Source organism: Vibrio sp. Y10_XG_PY6 (genome assembly GCF_024181795.1).
Lineage (GTDB): Bacteria > Pseudomonadota > Gammaproteobacteria > Enterobacterales > Vibrionaceae > Vibrio > Vibrio diabolicus.
The window spans coordinates 366327-383963 of record NZ_JAMZAQ010000003.1 but is presented as its reverse complement, the minus strand read 5'-3'; the positions used below and the strand labels follow the sequence as shown (position 1 = coordinate 383963).

Sequence of the window (17637 nt, the reverse complement as noted above, 5' to 3'; positions counted from 1 at the left end):
ATTAAATCGAAGTGAGTTTATCACAGCCCTTATCGAGGCTAAATATATGGTCTTAACTGAACCACTGATTCCAAGCCTGTTTTACCCACTCCCTTTCGGCAACAAACTTATCTTCCACCACATCAGCATCTAAATTGAGTAGATTTCTCCGGTGTATTTCGTTTCGCATTGTCGTGTAGGCACGTATCAACTGCATTGCCTGGTCTTCGTCCATGACATTTTGTGCAATGAGCGTTTCAAAGATGCGCACATTATCACACCAACGCGTTAATTTCGGCTTATCGTGACTATAGTTGAGCACTAAGTACTGAGCGAGAAATTCGATATCGGTAATCCCTCCCACATCTTGCTTGAGCATAAAACGGCCGGGCTTTTTCCCCCCAAGATGACCGCGCATTTTCTCTCTCATTTCGACAACGGCTTTTTTCAGTTCCGCCCGATCGCGCGCTTTGCACAACACATCATGTCGCGTATTGTGAAATGCAATGGCAAGGGGTTCATCGCCGTAAATCAAGCGCGCGCGCACAAGTGCTTGATGCTCCCATGTCCAGGCTTCTTGATGCTGATAATCGTCAAACGCATCGGTTGGGCTAACCAACAAACCTGACGCGCCAGATGGGCGCAAGCGGGTATCGACTTCGTACAAAATGCCGGAAGCGGTGCGAGTCGAGAAAATATGGATGATGCGCTGCGCTAGGCGAAGGTAGAACTGACGACCGTCGATTTCCTTTTTGCCATCTGTATAGACATTGACTGGGCAGTCATGCATGAAGACGATATCCAAGTCGGAGTTATAGCCGAGTTCCCAACCACCGACTTTGCCATAGCCAATGACGGCAAAACCCTTGCCTTCACGATCTTTTACATGCGTTGGCTCGCCGTATTTTTCGGACACTTGCAACCAAGCCTGACTGACCACAGCATCAACGATAGCTTCCGCCAAATAGGTTAAGTGATCACTCACTTTCATCACCGGCAATGCACCAGCAATATCCGCCGCCGCAATACGTAAAATGCAGATTTGCTTAAACTGGCGCAACGCTTCCATTTGCTGCTCCATATCATCTTCTGGAATACGGGCCAGATAATCACGCAGCTCTGTACGGTAACTGTCTAATGGGATTGGATTGTACAACTGTGCAGGGTCGATCAACTCATCGAGTAAGATCGGATACCGAGATAGCTGCTCTGAAATCATTGGGCTTGCGGTACACAAACGCACGAGCTGTACTAGAGCCGCTGGATGCTCATCCAATAACTCCAGATAAGTCGTACGAGTGCAGATATTGTGCAGTAAATGCAGCACTCGCGGTAAACCAAACTGTGCATCAGGGTGGGCAAACACCGCATCAAACACCTTCGGCATCAAACGGTTTAACACTTCGCGTCCACGCGGTCCTAACGTTTTTTTAGCCAGATCGGTTTTAAAGTTGATGATGGTTTTCGCGCATGAAGCAAAGTCTTCAACCTGAATATCCTGCTGCAAGATATGTTCAAGCACATCTTGTTTGTTCGCCATATCCCATAACTCATGAAAATGACGAGCAACCGTAGCACCCTCGTCTTCTTCATCATCACCAATTAACGACTCAAATACTTGATGGACATTCGCCATGTGCTGCTGAGTTTGCTCAATCAGTTGGTCCCAAGAGGTCATTTGCATCGCGGTGGCGAGCTTTAAGCGTTCGGTTTCGCAATCAGGCAGCGTCTGGGTTTGCTTGTCCGCCATCGCTTGCAACAAGTTTTCTAATTGACGCAAGTACTTGTATGCGGCTTCTAGACTGCTGACTTCTTGCGAAGTGAGTAACGCCAGCTCTTCAATGCCTTGCAGCGTTTCCAACAACCCTCGATTACGAAGAGAAGGCTCGCGACCACCTCGAATTAATTGAAAAACTTGGGCGATAAATTCAATTTCTCGGATGCCACCTGCACCTAACTTAATGTTGTTGTTCAAACCTCGGCGGCGAACCTCACTACTGATCATCGATTTCATCCGACGCAAAGACTGAATCGCACTGAAATCAATATAGCGACGAAAAACAAAAGGACGCAGCATTTGGCGTAGCTCTTGGTATTGCGGGTACATTTCGCACCCCATCACTCGAGCTTTGATCATCGCGTAACGCTCCCAGTCACGTCCCTGTTCTTGATAGTAATCCTCTAGTGCCGCATAGCTCATGACTAATGGACCACTCTCACCAAACGGACGCAAACGCATATCTACGCGGTAACAGAAGCCATCGAAGGTTTGTTGGTCGAGCGCTTTGATGATGCGTTGACCAAGACGAGTAAAGAACTGGGCATTGGCAATGCTGCGGCGCGCGCCTTGTGTCTCACCGTTTTCTGGATACGTGAAAATCAGATCGATATCGGAAGAAAAGTTTAACTCGCCACCACCCAGTTTCCCCATGCCGATAATCAACATCGGCTGAACTTCACCTTCCTCACTCGTCGGCGTTCCCCACTCCTGACAACACGCTTGATATTGCCATTGATAGGTTTCAAAAATCATCGCTTCAGCCAACTCGGATAAGTGGCTTAAAGACGTTTCTAGCGACCATGCATGCGTGAAATCCTTCCACGCAATGTACACCATTTCTCGGTTGCGAAACTGACGCAACACGCGATGACCAGACATCTCATCCGGGCATTGTCCCAACAGTGCAGCAAGACGTGAGCGGTAAGATTCCTGACGACTTGGTTGCGCTAACATGCTTGGCAACTCACGGGCTAAAACTTCATCGCGATGAATGGCTTCGGTAATAAACTGGCTTAAGCCCGCCACATAGCGAAATTGCTGCGCAATCTCATCTGGCCAAAGGGGAAAATAACCTGCCTCTTGAGCATTTTGTACGGCAGATTCAGCGATAGAAATCAGTGGCGAAGGCAGCTGCATTTTTCTTCCTTGTTTGAAAAGCACGGTAACTCATTCTTTATACCAGACTTAAAGCAAATAAAAACGCCCACAAAAGGTTTGTGGGCGTTTTATCAAAAGTTCTGGATGGAATATTAAACTTGGAAAGATTTGATCTTCTTGTCTAACTCGCCAGCATTATTTTGCATCATTTCAGAAGTTTCTAGCAGCTCTGTCACAACCACAACCGAGGCTTCTACCAGCTCACGTACATTGGTGAGGTTTTGACTCATCTCTTCTGCAACACTGCTTTGCTGACCAGACGCCGTCGCGATTTGGAAGTTCATGTCATTGATTTGCGTCACTTGCCCAACAATACCATCGAGCTCAGATCCAGCATTAGAAACCAGCTCGTTTCCATCGGCCGCTTCCACTACACTTTTCTCCATGAGTTCTACAGCAGATTCTGCACTGGTTTGCAGCTGCGCAATCATCTCTTGAATTTCTACCGTCGCTTGTTGTGTACGTTGTGCAAGGTTACGAACTTCATCTGCAACCACCGCAAAACCACGACCCGCCTCGCCAGCTCGCGCAGCTTCAATAGCCGCATTCAGTGCAAGCAGGTTAGTTTGTTCAGAGATACCTTGAATCGTACCCACAACACTACCAATGGATTCAACACGTTCTTCGACCTGATTAACCGCCTGCGCCGATGAAGCGATGTCCGACGAGAGTTCACTCATTTTCGCCATCGTACTTTGCAAGAACTGTTGACCAGAAATCGCTTGTGCGGAAGCTTGCTCTGTAAGAGAAGACGCCGTCTGGGCATGTTCTGCGACGGTTTGCACCGTCGACGACATTTCACTCATCGCCGTCGCAAGTTGATCAATTTCGTTAAACTCTTCTTGCGCCGACTCCTTCGTTTCCGACATGCTCAGCGTCATCACTTCCGTGAGTGTGGATAACTCATCAGAAGCATTAATTTGCATTTGAATTACATCGTGCAATTGGCGACGTGTCTTTTCTAATTCACGTGCCACGTCTCCGTATTCATCTTTACAATCCATACCAAATGGCACGGAGAGGTTCTTGCTCGCCATCAGTTTGATTGCGTCGCTCAGATACTGTGTTTGACGCAGCATCACTCTAGCCGCCGCTAATAAGAGCACGACAAAAACCACAATCAATAAGGCGGTTTGCCAAGCAACTTGCGTTAAGTATGCTTCGTAATGCTGTTGGGCAACTTGCGCGTTTTGTGTCGCCGCTAAAAGTGAATCGTAAAAGGTGTTCGCGTCCCACAGTTGTTTTGCCACTATCAGGACAGTACTGAAGACCATCAACATGACCATTTTAGGAACCAGTCGAATGTCGGATATGACCCTTTCCCATGGCTTAAATGCCAGCTTTTCCATTGTCAGTTCTCCACCGAGTCTTATATAGTCTTTATCTATAATCTTTATATTACTTATAGTTATGTTCGCGTTTAGCGTGGTTACGCGATTTATTTCGAGCTTCGTATGAAAAACAATGATATCAAAGACAGCACACGACCGATGGGCCTGTTGTCACTAATATTGTCTTTTATGGCACTATTTGTGATCTCTGGCTTGTTGTTTTTCCCGATCGATCACGAAACCCGTCAAGTTCTTATCGGTCTGGATTTCATAATCTGTAGTATTTTTCTACTACAGCTCACCATTGATTTGATCCGGTCCACAGATCGCTGGTTATTCCTTAAACGTCATTGGATAGATTTCGTGGCGAGTATCCCATTGATAGAGCCCCTGCGCTTTGCTCGTATTTTTCATATTATGCGAGTGGTATTAGTACTGCGTTCGTCAAAGTTCATTTTGCATCAGCTCAAAGAAAACCGCCGCGAAACCACGGTCGCCTCTATACTGCTATTGATGGTTATCCTCATAACACTCGGTTCTAGTGCAATGCTGTTTATCGAAGCGAAAAACCCAGAAGCGAATATTCGTACTGGCGCCGATGCTTTGTGGTGGGTATTTGTAACAATCTCAACGGTTGGTTACGGCGATCATTATCCAGTGACCTCCATAGGAAAGTTTTTGGCTGTCATCATCATTGTTTGCGGGGTGGGTATCTTTGGTATGATCTCGGGTCTTATCACCTCTATCCTTACTGCCCCAACGAAACAACAGACGCACAGTTCAATCAATAAAGAACGTATGCTCGAGCAGCTCCTAAGCCAACAAGCGCAAATACTAGAACGACTCGATTTCATGGAAAAAGAGCTACAACAACGTAAAACAGAGACAAAAAAATAGGACCATGCGGTCCTATTTTTTTGTTCTTATCACCAGAACGATCATTCACGCCAATAAGGCTGAACTTCCACACTGATCGCTCGGGTTTGATCCATTGCATGCAAAATTGAGCGCTCTTGACGGTGCAACCAGCGTTCTAACTGCTCTTTTTCTGCGTCTTCCAGCATATCAACCAACGGGAGTAAGTGGTTCAGCATTAGCAGATCATCGATACCATGCACTAGATCCGCCCATGGTAAACGGAAGCTGTTACGCTCATCCGAGTTATACAAACTCGCGAAACCAATACCAGTATAGAGGTTACGCAATAAGCGATAACGCTGATCAACGTACTCTTGCGCCGTCAGATCGCGCTCTGCTGGGAAAGCTTCCATTAGCTCAGCCCAAGTGCGATCGAGCTGAGTAACTGAAAACGGCATGATGTTACTTGCCATTTTTTCACGTGCTTTTTCATCAAGAAATGGCTGCCAACCGCGTGCTAAGATCCAGCGGCTTAGATCCAGCAGTAACCCTGTGTAACGCGCGGAATTGAGCAACCCTAGCACTTCTTCACGGCTTGGCAACTCTTGTAACTGCTGAGTCAGCTCAGATACTAAGAACTTACGCGCATCCAACTTACGCAGCACATTGCCTTTGTCATCTAAGAGCTCTTCAAGGTGTGCATGCTCATCCAACCAACTCAGTTCTTCTTCCAACCATTTAAGCTCTTGGCGCAGAATCGCACTCGCGCGACGAGGGACAATCCCGCCAAAAATAGTCAATGTTTGACGAATGAAACGAATGGCATTACTGATTTCACGCAGTGCTTCCACGCTGTCACGCTCAGCATAAATTTGCTCGTGATAATGCCAATGAGACAAAGCGTGCTCTAAAGAGTTGATCAAGCAAAATTCAACGGTATCCGTCGGACTACTGTCCACAAGTGCCAATGATTTTACTTCATCACCCGCATAACCGCTTGCAAGTCGATAACCTTTCGCCGCTTTGCTCAAGTTACCCAAACGCATACCACCTTGCTCGCAAAAGCTGCGTGCCAGCGTGAATAAAGCTTCGGTTTGGCCAGACTTAAGTTCCAGTTCAACTTCGCAAATCGGCTCTTGCTTCTCTTCTTCGTCTTCACCTTTGGCTACAACTAAGCCTTGGTCAAAGGCAACTTCAATCTGACTGCCATCGGGCATGCCAATCAGCCATTGTTCACGTGTGAAGTTGGTCGAGAATAATGGCATAAGCTCGGATTGCAGCGTTTCTGCATCTTTACCTGGAGGCCAAATATCTAGAGGATGAAGCGACAGATTAGGCTCGTCGCTAGTGTGCTCAGCATTGTATTCTGGTCTTTGATGTAAGCCTGCGACGACGCGTCCTGCTGTCTTTACGGTTTGGACGAATACATCATCAAAACGGCGAATTCTTAAACCAATGTCGTGCTTTCGAAGCCATTTATCGGCAGTATCAAAATAGGTGTTACCCAAGTCACGACAACTATGCTGAAGTACTTTTGTCTCAGAAATTTTTTCTTTTAAAGTTTCTGAAAATTCAGGAGAAACAAAAAACTTCAGTTCTATTTCGGTTTCCATAGCTATACCTTTCAAAGCAGATAGAAACAGGATATTGCGTAATTTCTCACACGGCAAGAGAGAAATATCGCCGGAATGATGATCTAAAACAGTTTTAATGAGCGATTTAATGCGTTACCATGCGCGCCTTTATAGCCATCGTTCAACATTTCGCCAAGCACTCAGAAATGGTGTATGTTTTTTTAAGGTTATAGTTATTAGGTTGAATGACCATGCCAGTAAATACAATTATGGGGTTATTTGCAAAGTCCCCAATTAAGCCTTTGCAACGCCACGTTGTGTGTGTCAACGAATGTTGTTCACACTTGGTGAAATTCTTTGAAGTATCTTCAAAGGGTGATTGGGAAAAAGCAGCAGAAATCCGTGCACAAATTTCTCACCTAGAGAAAGAAGCGGATGTGCTGAAACGTGAAATCCGTCTAAAACTGCCTCGCGGTTTGTTCATGCCAGTCGACCGTACTGACATGCTTGAGCTTTTGACTCAACAGGACAAACTTGCAAACCTGGCAAAAGACATTGCTGGCCGTGTATATGGTCGTCAACTTGTCATCCCTGAGGCTCTCCAACCAAACTTCCTCGCTTACGTTCAACGTTGTCTTGATGCTGCCGATCAGGCGCAAAAGGTAATCAATGAACTTGATGAATTGCTAGAAACCGGCTTCAAAGGCCGTGAAGTGACGCTCGTCGCTGAAATGATTCATCAATTAGACGTTATCGAAGATGATACCGATGCCATGCAGATTGAACTTCGCCAACAGTTGATGGTGATTGAAGCTGACATGAACCCTATCGATGTCATGTTCCTATACAAGATTCTTGAATGGGTAGGTGGTATTGCCGACCAAGCGCAGCGCGTAGGTGCTCGTTTGGAAGTCATGCTATCTCGATCTTAAAACATAAAGTTAACGACATAACGAAGAGCATAATTAACACGTGTCATAGGGACGATGACTATTTTCATCGTCTTATGGTTTGGCGCGCGTAAAATTTTGTTCCGCTTGTTATAAAACAACTAGGTATTACGATGGATATCCTTGCGAACTACGGCACTGTCCTGATTATTGTTGCAGCGATTTTTGGTTTCATGATGGCGATTGGTATTGGCGCGAACGACGTTGCTAATGCGATGGGTACATCTGTAGGTTCAAAAGCGCTAACTGTAAAACAAGCTATCATCATTGCGATGATCTTCGAATTTGCAGGTGCTTACCTTGCAGGCGGTGAAGTAACCGACACTATCCGTAAAGGTGTAATCGAAACTTCTTTATTTGCTAGTCAACCAGATGTTCTTGTCTACGGCATGATGTCTGCGCTTTTAGCAGCAGGTACATGGCTGCTTCTTGCTTCTTACATGGGCTGGCCAGTATCAACGACTCACTCAATCATCGGTGCAATCATTGGTTTTGCATGCGTATCAGTAGGTACTGAAGCGGTTGACTGGGGCAGCGTTCAAGGCATTGTTGGTAGCTGGATTATTACGCCAGTGATTTCAGGTTTCTTTGCTTACGTTATCTTTGTCAGCGCACAACGCCTGATTTTTGATACTGAGAACCCTCTGTTTAACGCGAAACGTTTTGTACCTGTTTACATGTTCATCACAACAATGGTGATTGCACTTGTAACCATCAAAAAAGGTCTAAAACACGTTGGTCTTCACCTGACCAATGGTGAAGCCTGGATGTGGGCAGCAGCAGTTTCAGCACTTGTGATGATTGGCGGCTACGTATACATCCAGAAAAAATTCGCTAATCGCGAAGAGGACCGCAGCTTTTCTGGCGTGGAAGGTATCTTCAGCGTTCTGATGGTTATCACCGCTTGTGCGATGGCATTTGCACACGGTTCAAACGACGTTGCAAACGCCATTGGTCCACTGTCTGCTGTCGTATCGACTGTTGAACACATGGGCGAAATCAGCACGAAAAGCGCCATCGCTTGGTGGATTCTACCTCTTGGTGGTATTGGTATCGTGGTCGGTCTTGCAACACTGGGTCACAAAGTAATGGCAACCGTTGGTACAGGCATCACTGAGCTAACGCCTAGCCGCGGTTTTGCAGCACAGCTAGCAACAGCATGTACGGTAGTTCTAGCTTCTGGTACTGGTCTGCCTATCTCAACCACTCAAACATTGGTTGGTGCGGTTCTCGGTGTTGGCTTTGCTCGTGGTATCGCGGCACTAAACCTGGGCGTGGTTCGTAACATCGTGGCATCATGGATCGTTACACTACCAGCAGGTGCACTATTGGCCGTTGTATTCTTCTACGGACTTCAAGCGATGTTCGCTTAAGACACTCGTCAATAGAATGTAAGCGCTTTGTCATTATTGACTCAAACGCACAGAAAGGGAGGCTTTGCCTCCCTTCTTTGTTGCACCGAAGTTTGAAACTGCATACTATTCGTCTATTTCCGGCTCCAATCATTCGGTGCCAACGCTGTCTCCAAGAAAAATCGTTAAGGGATTTACTGTGAAAAAACTAATCATCACGGTTTTGTTTACTTTGCTAGCAGCGCCAGCGGCCCTAGCAGCAGACCGTTATATTTCTGATGACCTCTTCACTTTTATGCACTCAGGTCCAAATAACACCTACCGTATTATTGGTAGTGTTAATGCCGGTTCTAAAGTACAACTGATTAAAACCAACCGAGATACTGGCTATACGCAAGTTCGTGATGACCGCGGTCGTACTGGTTGGGTACAAAGCAAGTTTGTGACAAACCAAGAAAGCATGGCGATTCGCCTTCCTCGCATTGAGAAAGAGCTAGCAGAAGTGAAAGAGCAGCTTGCTAACGCTCGTAAAACTTCTGATGCAGAGAAAGCCGGCCTTGTTACCTCTCTAGAAACGCGTAACCAACAAATTTCCGATCTTGAGAATAAATACTCTGAGATCAGCGACCAGCTTACTTCTGTTGAGACAGAAAACCGCGAGCTGCGCGCTAAACTGGATACACAAAAAGACGACATGCTGCTTAAGTACTTCACTTATGGCGGCGGTGTTGCAGGTTTAGGTTTGCTATTTGGTTTGATTCTTCCGCATGTCATGCCTCGTAGAAAACGTTCACCTGCGGGTTGGGCATAAGTCCTTAGCCCTTTTATCTATAAAAAAGAATGCAAAAGCCAGTCGATATTCGACTGGCTTTTTTGTTTGCTTAGTTTTACGGAAATCTGCACTACTCACCCATTGAACTAGACGCTCGACGACGATCCGTTGCGCCATAAAGCTTGCCATCTTTTAGCTCAATTGCATTCAAACCACTTACCACTGGAATAACGTGTACTGGGTAGCCAAGCTCCATAAACTCCGGCACCAACATTTCTGCGAAGGTTTTCTTTTCCACCAGCAAGCCAGTCGGGTCATAAGACTTGGTGCGATCTATCTTGGTACCGTACTGGATGTTTGGTAAGTCAATAGCCTCTTGCGCTGATAACTTCCAATCCAGTACGCCAACCACGGTTTTGAGTACATACCCCGGTATTTGCGAACTTCCTGGTGAACCGACAACCAAACGCAAGTTATCATCGCCGTCCATCACCATTAATGGCGTAATAGCCGAACGTGGACGCTTGCCCGCTTCAATTGAGTTTTGCGTAGGTTTGCCGTTAACCGTTGGCTGAGGTGAGAAGTTTGCCATTTGTGCATTCAAGATAACGCCATCAACCATGACACCCGAGCCCATACCCGTTCCTACCGTACTAGTCATCGCTATTGCATTTCCATCTCTATCGACGATAGAAATATGCCCTGTATCTTTGCTCTCGAAGCCTTGATATTGCGCATACTGAGTTTGCGTTATCTGTCCTGCTTTTGGATTCTCTTTCGAGGTGCCATTATCAGGGATTAAATCACGTCTCTGGTCCAAATAGGTTTTAGATAACAATTGTTCAACTGGTGCTTCCACATAATCCGGATCTCCGGCATACGCAATACGATCAGCTTTTGCTAAGCGCATCGCCTCGGTCATTAAACGCCAAGGCTCTACATCAGTTAGTGCCATCTGAGATATATCGTACGGCTCCAGCAATTTCAGACTTTGAGCGACCATCACACCGCCAGAGGCCGGGTAACCAAACGAAACTATTTTGTTGCCTCGATAATCGCTTTCAATAATATCGCGAGATTTCACCTGATAGTTTTTAAAGTCCTCTAACGATAATTTCTCATGCTGATCGTTAATACGACTATTCACCGTATCAACAATATGTTGACCAAGTGCACCACCATACAAATAGCGATCGCCTTGCTGAGCTATTTTCTCTAGCGTCTCAGCCATTTTAGGGTTCTTCATCAAGGTTCCCGTCGGCTTAATATCGTCCCCTTGCCAATACAAGGCTTTCACTTCCGGATCTTGTTCAAGTCGGCTTCGCTCTCTGACTACGATGTCGTAGGTGTAACTATTCATCGCGTACCCATCACGCGCGAGCTTAATCGCAGGTTGAACCAACTCAGACCATGGTAATTTGCCGTATTGCTCATGAGTGGAATAAAGCAAACGTAAGGTGCCCGGTACCGCAACGGAGCGAGGCCCCAAAATTTCATCGCGGCTGAGTGCTTTCCCATTTTCAATAAACATCTCAGGGTGAGCGCTAGACGGCGCTTCATCTCGCCCATCAAGGGCTAAAAACTTCTGCTTGTCATGTTGATAAAACAGCGCGAAAGTACCGCCGCCAATTCCCGTCATATCCGGTTCAACCACAGACATCACCATCTGCATCGCGACCATGGCATCAACGGCGTTCCCGCCCTCTTTAAATATTGAATAACCAGTGCTGCTCACGTAAGGGTTGGTCGCGCTGACCATAAAATCTTGTCCGTTATTATCTGGTGTTATAGGGAAAGGGGTCGGCTTTGCTGCGTAACTTAACGACGCAACAACACTTAAAGAAAAAATCAGAATACGCATGTGTCTCTGTGTAGACTCCTGTTATTTCATGGGGTCTAACGTGGACCAGGTCGTGATGACGAAGTTCGTCAATGTGGCGTTTTTTTACACAACGCTGACTGGAGTTATTCTACTAATACATGACTGATATTGATGTAATTTAAACGACTGAGAAAAGCTATATTTAGCTTGTGTGAGTCCCTAAAAATCATCACTCAAATAGATAAAAAAGACCTTATGAGAAACAAAAAAGCCAGCGACATGACCTCGCTGGCTTGATGATTTACTATAAAAAACGGCTACCCTTTCCACTCATACAACGCTGGGATACGAATTTGCTCACCTTGGAACTCGACAATCACCGCTTGCGGTTGTATTTCCCTTAATGTGACCTGCCCATCAACAACGTCTCCTTGATGATATTCAACATTGTTAATCTTCACCCAGCGGCGATTTTCATCACTGGCGTACATGTGAGTTTGCAAATTGAGCGCAGGTAAACGCCCTTGCCATTGGTGAGCGTTGCGCTCTAAATCGTTCACGCGCACCGTTTGTGGTGAAGGCGCATCATCTCGGGATAACGCATTTTCGACCTTTCGCGCCAAATCAGGAGATAATGAGGACAAGTCAAGATCATCCAGAGACAAACCTAGGTCCTCTTCAACCACTGAAGTGCCTTGAGTTGATACAGATGTTTCTATCTCGTCTTTGTTTGCTGTATTACTCACGTATTCATCAGATGTTGCAAACGTACCAAAATCACGAGACAGCTCTGCACTTGGCCACTCTCTTGGCAATAGCGCCAACTGAGTAGTTTCAGGATAGTCCAATGCTTTGAACGGTTGTTCCGCTTCCATCTTAGCCTTAGGGGCGGAAGTACTAGCTTCAGCATGAGGCGTAAGGAGATCTAAATACCAAGCAACTCCGATTGCAGCAACGGTGATCGGCAACAAGAACAAACCAATATGTTTCATGGCTGACATTATGCGTCCTCCTTCTCGATTCGTGCCAGTTGAGGCGCATCTGGCTGCACGTTTTGTTGAAGACGATCTAGCGTCCGCTTACCTGCAATGCCGTCGACCCCAATACCTTGCCAACGTTGGAATAACTCAACTCGCTCTTTCATCGCACCATCAAAAATAGACGTTTCAAGCAGTGGCTCACTTACCGCTTCTGCTAATAATCGGTCTAATACCTCGATCGCAGGGCCTTCCATGTCTAAACGTAATGTCTCTTTCAACGGCGCTTGCCACAGTTCAATGATATTACCTTGCCACATCGGCTTTAGCCACGAAATAGGCAGACGCAGACGCTGCTTGCCATTGAGCACTTCGACTTTGTCATTACCGACGGCGTACAAAATGACATACCCAACATCACCTTGATAATTCAACTCCAAAATCACAGGGCGATTTTGTTGCATCAGCAGCGGCCAGGTCGCCATTTTACGCTCACAACGCATGGTCGATTGGGGTTCTGATAAACAAAGATTGTCGCGAACCGATGCTTGATAACCCCACAAACGATACAAATCATTCACGGCGAGATTCGACTGTTTTTGTGCTAACAATAAGTCACGCTGATCATCTGTCAATTGTTGGTTGACGACTATTGGCGTTGGCTCCTCTCTTGGTGCGGTCACTTGCGCCAACACTGACGTTGCTTGAGCTGGCATATAATTAACGACCGCCCACCCCGTACCTAATGCAGCAATAAGACCCACCGTAACAGAGCCCCAAGCAGGCCAGCGGAAAGTACGGCGCTCTTTTTTATCTTGCTGATAAATATCTGCCTGAAACTGCATCACCTCTTCACAGGCCTGCTGAACGGTTTGCTTATCCACCACCACATTACCTTGGTGATAACTGATGTTGAGAGATTTATCACAGATAAGATTAATCAAACGCGGGATGCCGTGACTGTATTTGGCAATGAGCTTACAAGAAGCACGATTAAACAGTTGCTGGTCACCACCTGCCGTATGTAATCGAAACGCGATGTAATCTTCTGTCTCTTTTTCATCCAACGGCAACAAGTGATAACGCCCAGTAATGCGCTGAGCGAGCTGGCGTAGTTGCGTCGTTTGTAATAACCGCTGTAATTCAGGCTGTCCGACCAACAACACTTTGAGCAGTTTTCTGGTATCGGTTTCCAAGTTGGTCAACAAACGTAGCTGCTCTAAAACGTCGGCAGCAAGGTGTTGAGCCTCATCAATGACCAGCAATGTCTGCCAGCCTGAACGATAATTACGTAGCAAGTATTTGTGAATCACTTGGTTTAGCTGTTTGAGGTTTGCATCTGGCGGGTAAGTAATTTTGAATTCATCGCAAATAGCTTCGAGCAAGTCTCGACTCGAAAACGTGGGATTTAGGATCAGGCCCGCTTTGGTGTTATCACCTAAATTCGCCAGCATCGCTTTTGCGACGGTCGTTTTGCCTGTACCCACTTCGCCAGTAAGCATAGCAAAACCACCGCCATCGCCTAGCCCGGCTTGGAGATGTGTGATTGCCTCTTTGTGACGTTGGCTTAAATACAAATAACGTGAGTTTGGAACAATCGAAAATGGTTGTTCTACAAACCCAAAAAAGTCCTTATACATTAGGCTCTCCAGCTAAAAAACCACCAGGGAATAGTCAGATATAATATAAACATAGCTGCATCTACTCTCGGGAGTAAAGAAAAGTACCATTGCTTGCTACAATGTCCAACGGCATATCAATAAATTAAGAGGTAATTCGTGCAAGTTTATTTAGTAGGTGGCGCAGTTCGAGATAAATTGCTCGGAATTGATAGTTATGACAACGACTGGGTGGTCGTAGGTGCGACTCCCGATATGATGCTGTCCCAAGGGTACACCGCCGTTGGCAAAGACTTTCCTGTATTTTTGCACCCAAAAAGTAAAGAAGAACATGCACTTGCACGAACAGAGAGAAAATCAGGCTCTGGTTACACTGGCTTTGAGTGTTTCTTTGATCAAAGTGTCACCTTAGAAGAAGATTTAATTCGTCGTGATTTAACCATTAATGCAATGGCAATGGATGATGCAGGTAAGCTCCATGATCCTTACGGCGGCCAGAAAGATCTCAATAATAAACTCCTACGCCATGTCTCAGACGCCTTTGTCGAAGATCCTCTACGCGTTTTACGTGTCGCTCGTTTTGCTGCCAAGCTGGCTGATCTAGACTTTACGGTTGCCGACGAAACCATGCAGTTAATGTGCCACATGGCAGAATCTGGAGAGCTGAGCACACTGACTCCCGAGCGTGTTTGGCAAGAATGGCATAAATCCCTTTCCACTCCTCGCCCTGATATTTTCTTATCGGTTCTAAGAGATTGTGGTGCATTGGCCGTTGTTTTACCTGAAATTGATGCACTATTTGGCGTACCTCAACCAGAAAAATGGCATCCAGAAATCGATACGGGCATCCATACTTTGATGGTGGCAGAGCAAGCTGCAAGACTGAGTGACTCACTCCCCGTCAGATTTGCCGCTCAAGTGCATGACTTAGGCAAAGGGGTAACACCAGAGAGCGAATGGCCAAGCCACAAAATGCATTGTCATACAGGGTTAAAACTGATCAAAAAGCTGTGCGAACGTGTCCGTGTACCGAATGAGTTTCGTGATTTAGCCTTGATGGTGTGCGAACAGCACTCCAATATCCATCGTGCGGCCGAGTTAAAGCCGCAAACCATCATAAAAATACTCAACAAATTCGATGTGTGGCGCAAAGCTGAGCGCTTAGAAGATATTTTAATATGTTGTCAGGCTGACCATGCAGGTCGAAAAGGGTTAGAAGAGAAGCCTTATCCTCAAGCTGAGATTTTTACCCGCGCTTATCAAGCCGCAGCCGCCGTAGATGTTCAGAGCATCATTAAGGATGGATTTAAAGGCCCGGCAATACGTGATGAACAAGAAAAGAGACGGATTGAAGCGGTAAGAGTCGCTTTGAATAAATGATCTGAGCTCAGATTAATTAACCGAATTGTATTCATGCCAGGTCATTCCAGCGAGCCTTAGCGAGACTAGGAATCTAACATCAGCACGCAGGGAAGTTTTAGAAATGGCCAACGCCATAAGAAACTAAGAGGAGAAGATTCTGAACCTCGCTCCTTCGTCGCTGTTCAGAATGACGTTGTGGTTTAGGTATGCAGCTTGCGGTTAAGCAAGCTGCCAATCCGTCGCGTTATCATGCGCTAAGCAAGAACGCAAACAAGCCGAAACCTAGAATCAGACGGTAAATCACAAACGGTGTCATGCCCATGCGTGAAATCATCTTTAAGAAGAAGTGGATACAGATGTACGCACTGATAAACGATGTGATGATACCAGTCAGCAAGAAACCAATATGGACAGGTTCACCACTGGTCACTAGCTTCATGCCTAAGTAGCTACCTGCTAATGTAATGATCGGGATCGACATTAAAAATGAAAAGCGCGCAGCCGCTTCTCGAGTAAAGCCAAGGTAAAGTGCAGCCGTAATGGTCGCCCCTGAACGCGACGTTCCAGGAATCATCGCTAAGGCTTGGGCAATACCGATAAACACGGCTTTCTTCCAACCCGTTTGGTATTCATCCGCAACCAACTTAGCGTTTTTGTCTACCCACCAAAGCAACAAACCAAATACGATCGTTGTGGTCGCGATGACATAAGCGCTACGTAGATACACTTCAATGATGTCTTTCATCAACAAGCCAAACACACAAGCTGGAATCGTGGCGATCACGATCATCCAAGCAAGTTTTGCTTCTTTACTCCGATCTCCTTTAAAGATCGAAGCAAATAATGCCTGGAACAGAGTGATCACTTCATGGCGAAAATAGATCACTACCGCCATTAATGTACCGACGTGAACAGCAACATCAAAAGCTAGACCTTGGTCTTCCCATCCCAAAATGGCGGAGGGCAGGATCAAATGGGCAGAGCTCGAAATAGGCAAAAACTCTGTCAGACCCTGAATCAGAGCCAGAATAAAGGCTTCAAAATAACTCATGTAAACAACTCAAATTAAAAATGAAAAAGAAACAGGTTTGAGTGAATCGACTGGCTGCATTGCATGCCAAATATCTGCGACTGTGCGTCCATCGCCTGGGATCACTAATTGAGGTTCGAGATCATACAGAGGCTTTGTGACAAAAGGATATTTGTAGATATCACTGCGAGGTAGCTCAGGTTTTTTCTTGGAGACGCATTCACCGAACAACACTATATCGAGATCCAGTGTTCGATCCTGATACTTTTGCGCATTTTCTTCGCGTCCCCACTTAAATTCAATCTCACGTAGCTGATGACTCAACTCTTCTAATGACAACTCGGTACGCATTGCAACGACAAAGTTGTAGAAGTTCTGGCTGCTAAAGCCAATAGGTTCACATTCATATACCGGCGATACGAGGAGACTTTCTCCAAGCTGTAGTAGCTCCTGATACGCAGCGAGCGCATGTTGCTCTCTTTCTACATTCGTACCAACACCGATATAGGTGGTGATCATGCTTGACCTCGCTCAATCACAACACCAACAGCGCGAGCTTGTGGCACGGCACCAGGCTTTGCTAAACGGATTTTCACCCAAGGCACAGAGAAACGCTGCATGATAAGCTCTGCCACTTCTTCGGCTACACGTTCAACCAACAGAAAACGACCATTTTCAATATGGTTCAGTACCGCCTCACTCACTTGCGAGTAATCCAACGCATCTTGCACATCATCACTTTTACCCGCAGGCTTATTGTCGTGCGCCATTTCGATATCCAGAACCAACTTTTGTTTAATTTGTTGTTCCCAGTCGTACACGCCAATCGTGGTGATTACTTCTAATTGTTCAATAAAAACTTTATCCAGAGCCATCTTATGTCCTTCTATTACAGAGGTCGGATACCCGTGAGGGGTAATTTGATCGTAGTATTCTATACCTAAGTAACATTTCCTTGGGTCATCACAATGTTACTTAGGTATAAACTGCGAAAGCATCTTTATATACAAGAAATCACATAATGCAAGCTCTATCACAGTGAGGATTTCTGCATTATGTGAATTCGAGGTATG

The 17637-nt window shown here is 45.9% G+C and carries 14 protein-coding genes; 5 read left to right on the top strand and 9 right to left on the bottom strand.

The genetic code is table 11. The features are described 5' to 3' along the window. Positions 1-52 precede the first annotated feature (52 nt). The gene (glnE, locus tag NL644_RS17865) at positions 53-2896 is read right to left on the bottom strand and encodes a bifunctional [glutamate--ammonia ligase]-adenylyl-L-tyrosine phosphorylase/[glutamate--ammonia-ligase] adenylyltransferase (RefSeq protein ID WP_114323135.1); all 2844 of its coding nucleotides are present in this window, start codon (positions 2894-2896) and stop codon (positions 53-55) included. 113 nt (positions 2897-3009) lie between these two features. Then, positions 3010-4266 (bottom strand): methyl-accepting chemotaxis protein, encoded by a 1257-nt coding sequence (locus NL644_RS17860; RefSeq protein WP_005395942.1) that lies wholly within the window; start codon positions 4264-4266, stop codon positions 3010-3012. Between the two features lie 105 nt (positions 4267-4371). Between NL644_RS17860 and NL644_RS17855 the strand changes: the two genes are divergently transcribed. Further along, positions 4372-5145, top strand: a complete 774-nt coding sequence (locus NL644_RS17855; RefSeq protein ID WP_005387432.1) for a potassium channel family protein — start codon at positions 4372-4374, stop codon at positions 5143-5145. Between the two features lie 41 nt (positions 5146-5186). Here NL644_RS17855 and NL644_RS17850 read toward each other — a convergent pair whose 3' ends face one another. Continuing rightward, positions 5187-6719 (bottom strand): inorganic triphosphatase, encoded by a 1533-nt coding sequence (locus NL644_RS17850; RefSeq protein ID WP_005379894.1) that lies wholly within the window; start codon positions 6717-6719, stop codon positions 5187-5189. Between the two features lie 212 nt (positions 6720-6931). Here NL644_RS17850 and NL644_RS17845 point away from each other — a divergent pair, with 212 nt between their 5' ends. The 3 genes from NL644_RS17845 (at position 6932) to NL644_RS17835 (ending at position 9793) form a co-directional block, all read left to right on the top strand. After that, on the top strand, positions 6932-7612 hold the full coding sequence (locus NL644_RS17845) for a TIGR00153 family protein (protein ID WP_005379896.1): 681 nt from the start codon (positions 6932-6934) through the stop codon (positions 7610-7612). Positions 7613-7743: 131 nt separating this feature from the next. Continuing rightward, a complete protein-coding gene (locus NL644_RS17840) occupies positions 7744-9003 on the top strand; it encodes an inorganic phosphate transporter (protein WP_017820251.1) in 1260 nt (419 codons plus the stop codon). Between the two features lie 178 nt (positions 9004-9181). Next, positions 9182-9793, top strand: coding sequence for a TIGR04211 family SH3 domain-containing protein (locus tag NL644_RS17835; RefSeq protein ID WP_031780509.1), 612 nt, complete (start codon positions 9182-9184; stop codon positions 9791-9793). Between the two features lie 91 nt (positions 9794-9884). Here the strand turns inward: NL644_RS17835 and ggt are convergent, their stop codons facing one another. The 3 genes from ggt to NL644_RS17820 form a co-directional block, all read right to left on the bottom strand. Further along, positions 9885-11615, bottom strand: coding sequence for a gamma-glutamyltransferase (ggt, locus tag NL644_RS17830; RefSeq protein ID WP_253658689.1), 1731 nt, complete (start codon positions 11613-11615; stop codon positions 9885-9887). Positions 11616-11893: 278 nt separating this feature from the next. After that, positions 11894-12577, bottom strand: a complete 684-nt coding sequence (locus NL644_RS17825; protein ID WP_046874006.1) for a general secretion pathway protein GspB — start codon at positions 12575-12577, stop codon at positions 11894-11896. Next, positions 12577-14193, bottom strand: a complete 1617-nt coding sequence (locus tag NL644_RS17820) for an ExeA family protein (protein WP_005395952.1) — start codon at positions 14191-14193, stop codon at positions 12577-12579. Before NL644_RS17820 ends, NL644_RS17825 begins: the two co-directional genes overlap by 1 nt. A gap of 138 nt (positions 14194-14331) precedes the next feature. On the opposite strand from NL644_RS17820, the gene NL644_RS17815 reads away from it, so the two are divergent. Then, complete coding sequence (locus tag NL644_RS17815; protein ID WP_114323131.1) at positions 14332-15552, top strand: multifunctional CCA addition/repair protein; 1221 nt, start codon at positions 14332-14334, stop codon at positions 15550-15552. A gap of 229 nt (positions 15553-15781) precedes the next feature. On the opposite strand, the gene NL644_RS17810 is transcribed toward NL644_RS17815, so the two are convergent. The 3 genes from NL644_RS17810 to folB are packed head-to-tail and all read right to left on the bottom strand — an operon-like array spanning position 15782 to position 17439. After that, complete coding sequence (locus NL644_RS17810; protein WP_006743204.1) at positions 15782-16585, bottom strand: undecaprenyl-diphosphate phosphatase; 804 nt, start codon at positions 16583-16585, stop codon at positions 15782-15784. Between the two features lie 9 nt (positions 16586-16594). Beyond that, on the bottom strand, positions 16595-17083 hold the full coding sequence (folK, locus tag NL644_RS17805; protein ID WP_012841141.1) for a 2-amino-4-hydroxy-6-hydroxymethyldihydropteridine diphosphokinase: 489 nt from the start codon (positions 17081-17083) through the stop codon (positions 16595-16597). Then, positions 17080-17439, bottom strand: a complete 360-nt coding sequence (gene folB / locus NL644_RS17800) for a bifunctional dihydroneopterin aldolase/7,8-dihydroneopterin epimerase (RefSeq protein WP_005436044.1) — start codon at positions 17437-17439, stop codon at positions 17080-17082. The genes folK and folB overlap by 4 nt, the downstream gene beginning before the upstream one ends. Between the last annotated feature and the right edge of the window lie 198 nt (positions 17440-17637).

Bases quoted from the DNA above. Each gene is read 5' to 3' on its own strand.
- NL644_RS17860 (WP_005395942.1), bottom strand. From the start codon at position 4,266: ATGGAAAAGCTGGCATTTAAGCCATGGGAAAGGGTCATATCCGACATT.
- NL644_RS17845 (WP_005379896.1), top strand. From the start codon at position 6,932: ATGCCAGTAAATACAATTATGGGGTTATTTGCAAAGTCCCCAATTAAG.
- folB (WP_005436044.1), bottom strand. From the start codon at position 17,439: ATGGCTCTGGATAAAGTTTTTATTGAACAATTAGAAGTAATCACCACG.
- NL644_RS17840 (WP_017820251.1), top strand. From the start codon at position 7,744: ATGGATATCCTTGCGAACTACGGCACTGTCCTGATTATTGTTGCAGCG.
- ggt (WP_253658689.1), bottom strand. From the start codon at position 11,615: ATGCGTATTCTGATTTTTTCTTTAAGTGTTGTTGCGTCGTTAAGTTAC.
- glnE (WP_114323135.1), bottom strand. From the start codon at position 2,896: ATGCAGCTGCCTTCGCCACTGATTTCTATCGCTGAATCTGCCGTACAA.
- NL644_RS17820 (WP_005395952.1), bottom strand. From the start codon at position 14,193: ATGTATAAGGACTTTTTTGGGTTTGTAGAACAACCATTTTCGATTGTT.
- NL644_RS17825 (WP_046874006.1), bottom strand. From the start codon at position 12,577: ATGTCAGCCATGAAACATATTGGTTTGTTCTTGTTGCCGATCACCGTT.
- NL644_RS17810 (WP_006743204.1), bottom strand. From the start codon at position 16,585: ATGAGTTATTTTGAAGCCTTTATTCTGGCTCTGATTCAGGGTCTGACA.
- NL644_RS17850 (WP_005379894.1), bottom strand. From the start codon at position 6,719: ATGGAAACCGAAATAGAACTGAAGTTTTTTGTTTCTCCTGAATTTTCA.
- folK (WP_012841141.1), bottom strand. From the start codon at position 17,083: ATGATCACCACCTATATCGGTGTTGGTACGAATGTAGAAAGAGAGCAA.
- NL644_RS17855 (WP_005387432.1), top strand. From the start codon at position 4,372: ATGAAAAACAATGATATCAAAGACAGCACACGACCGATGGGCCTGTTG.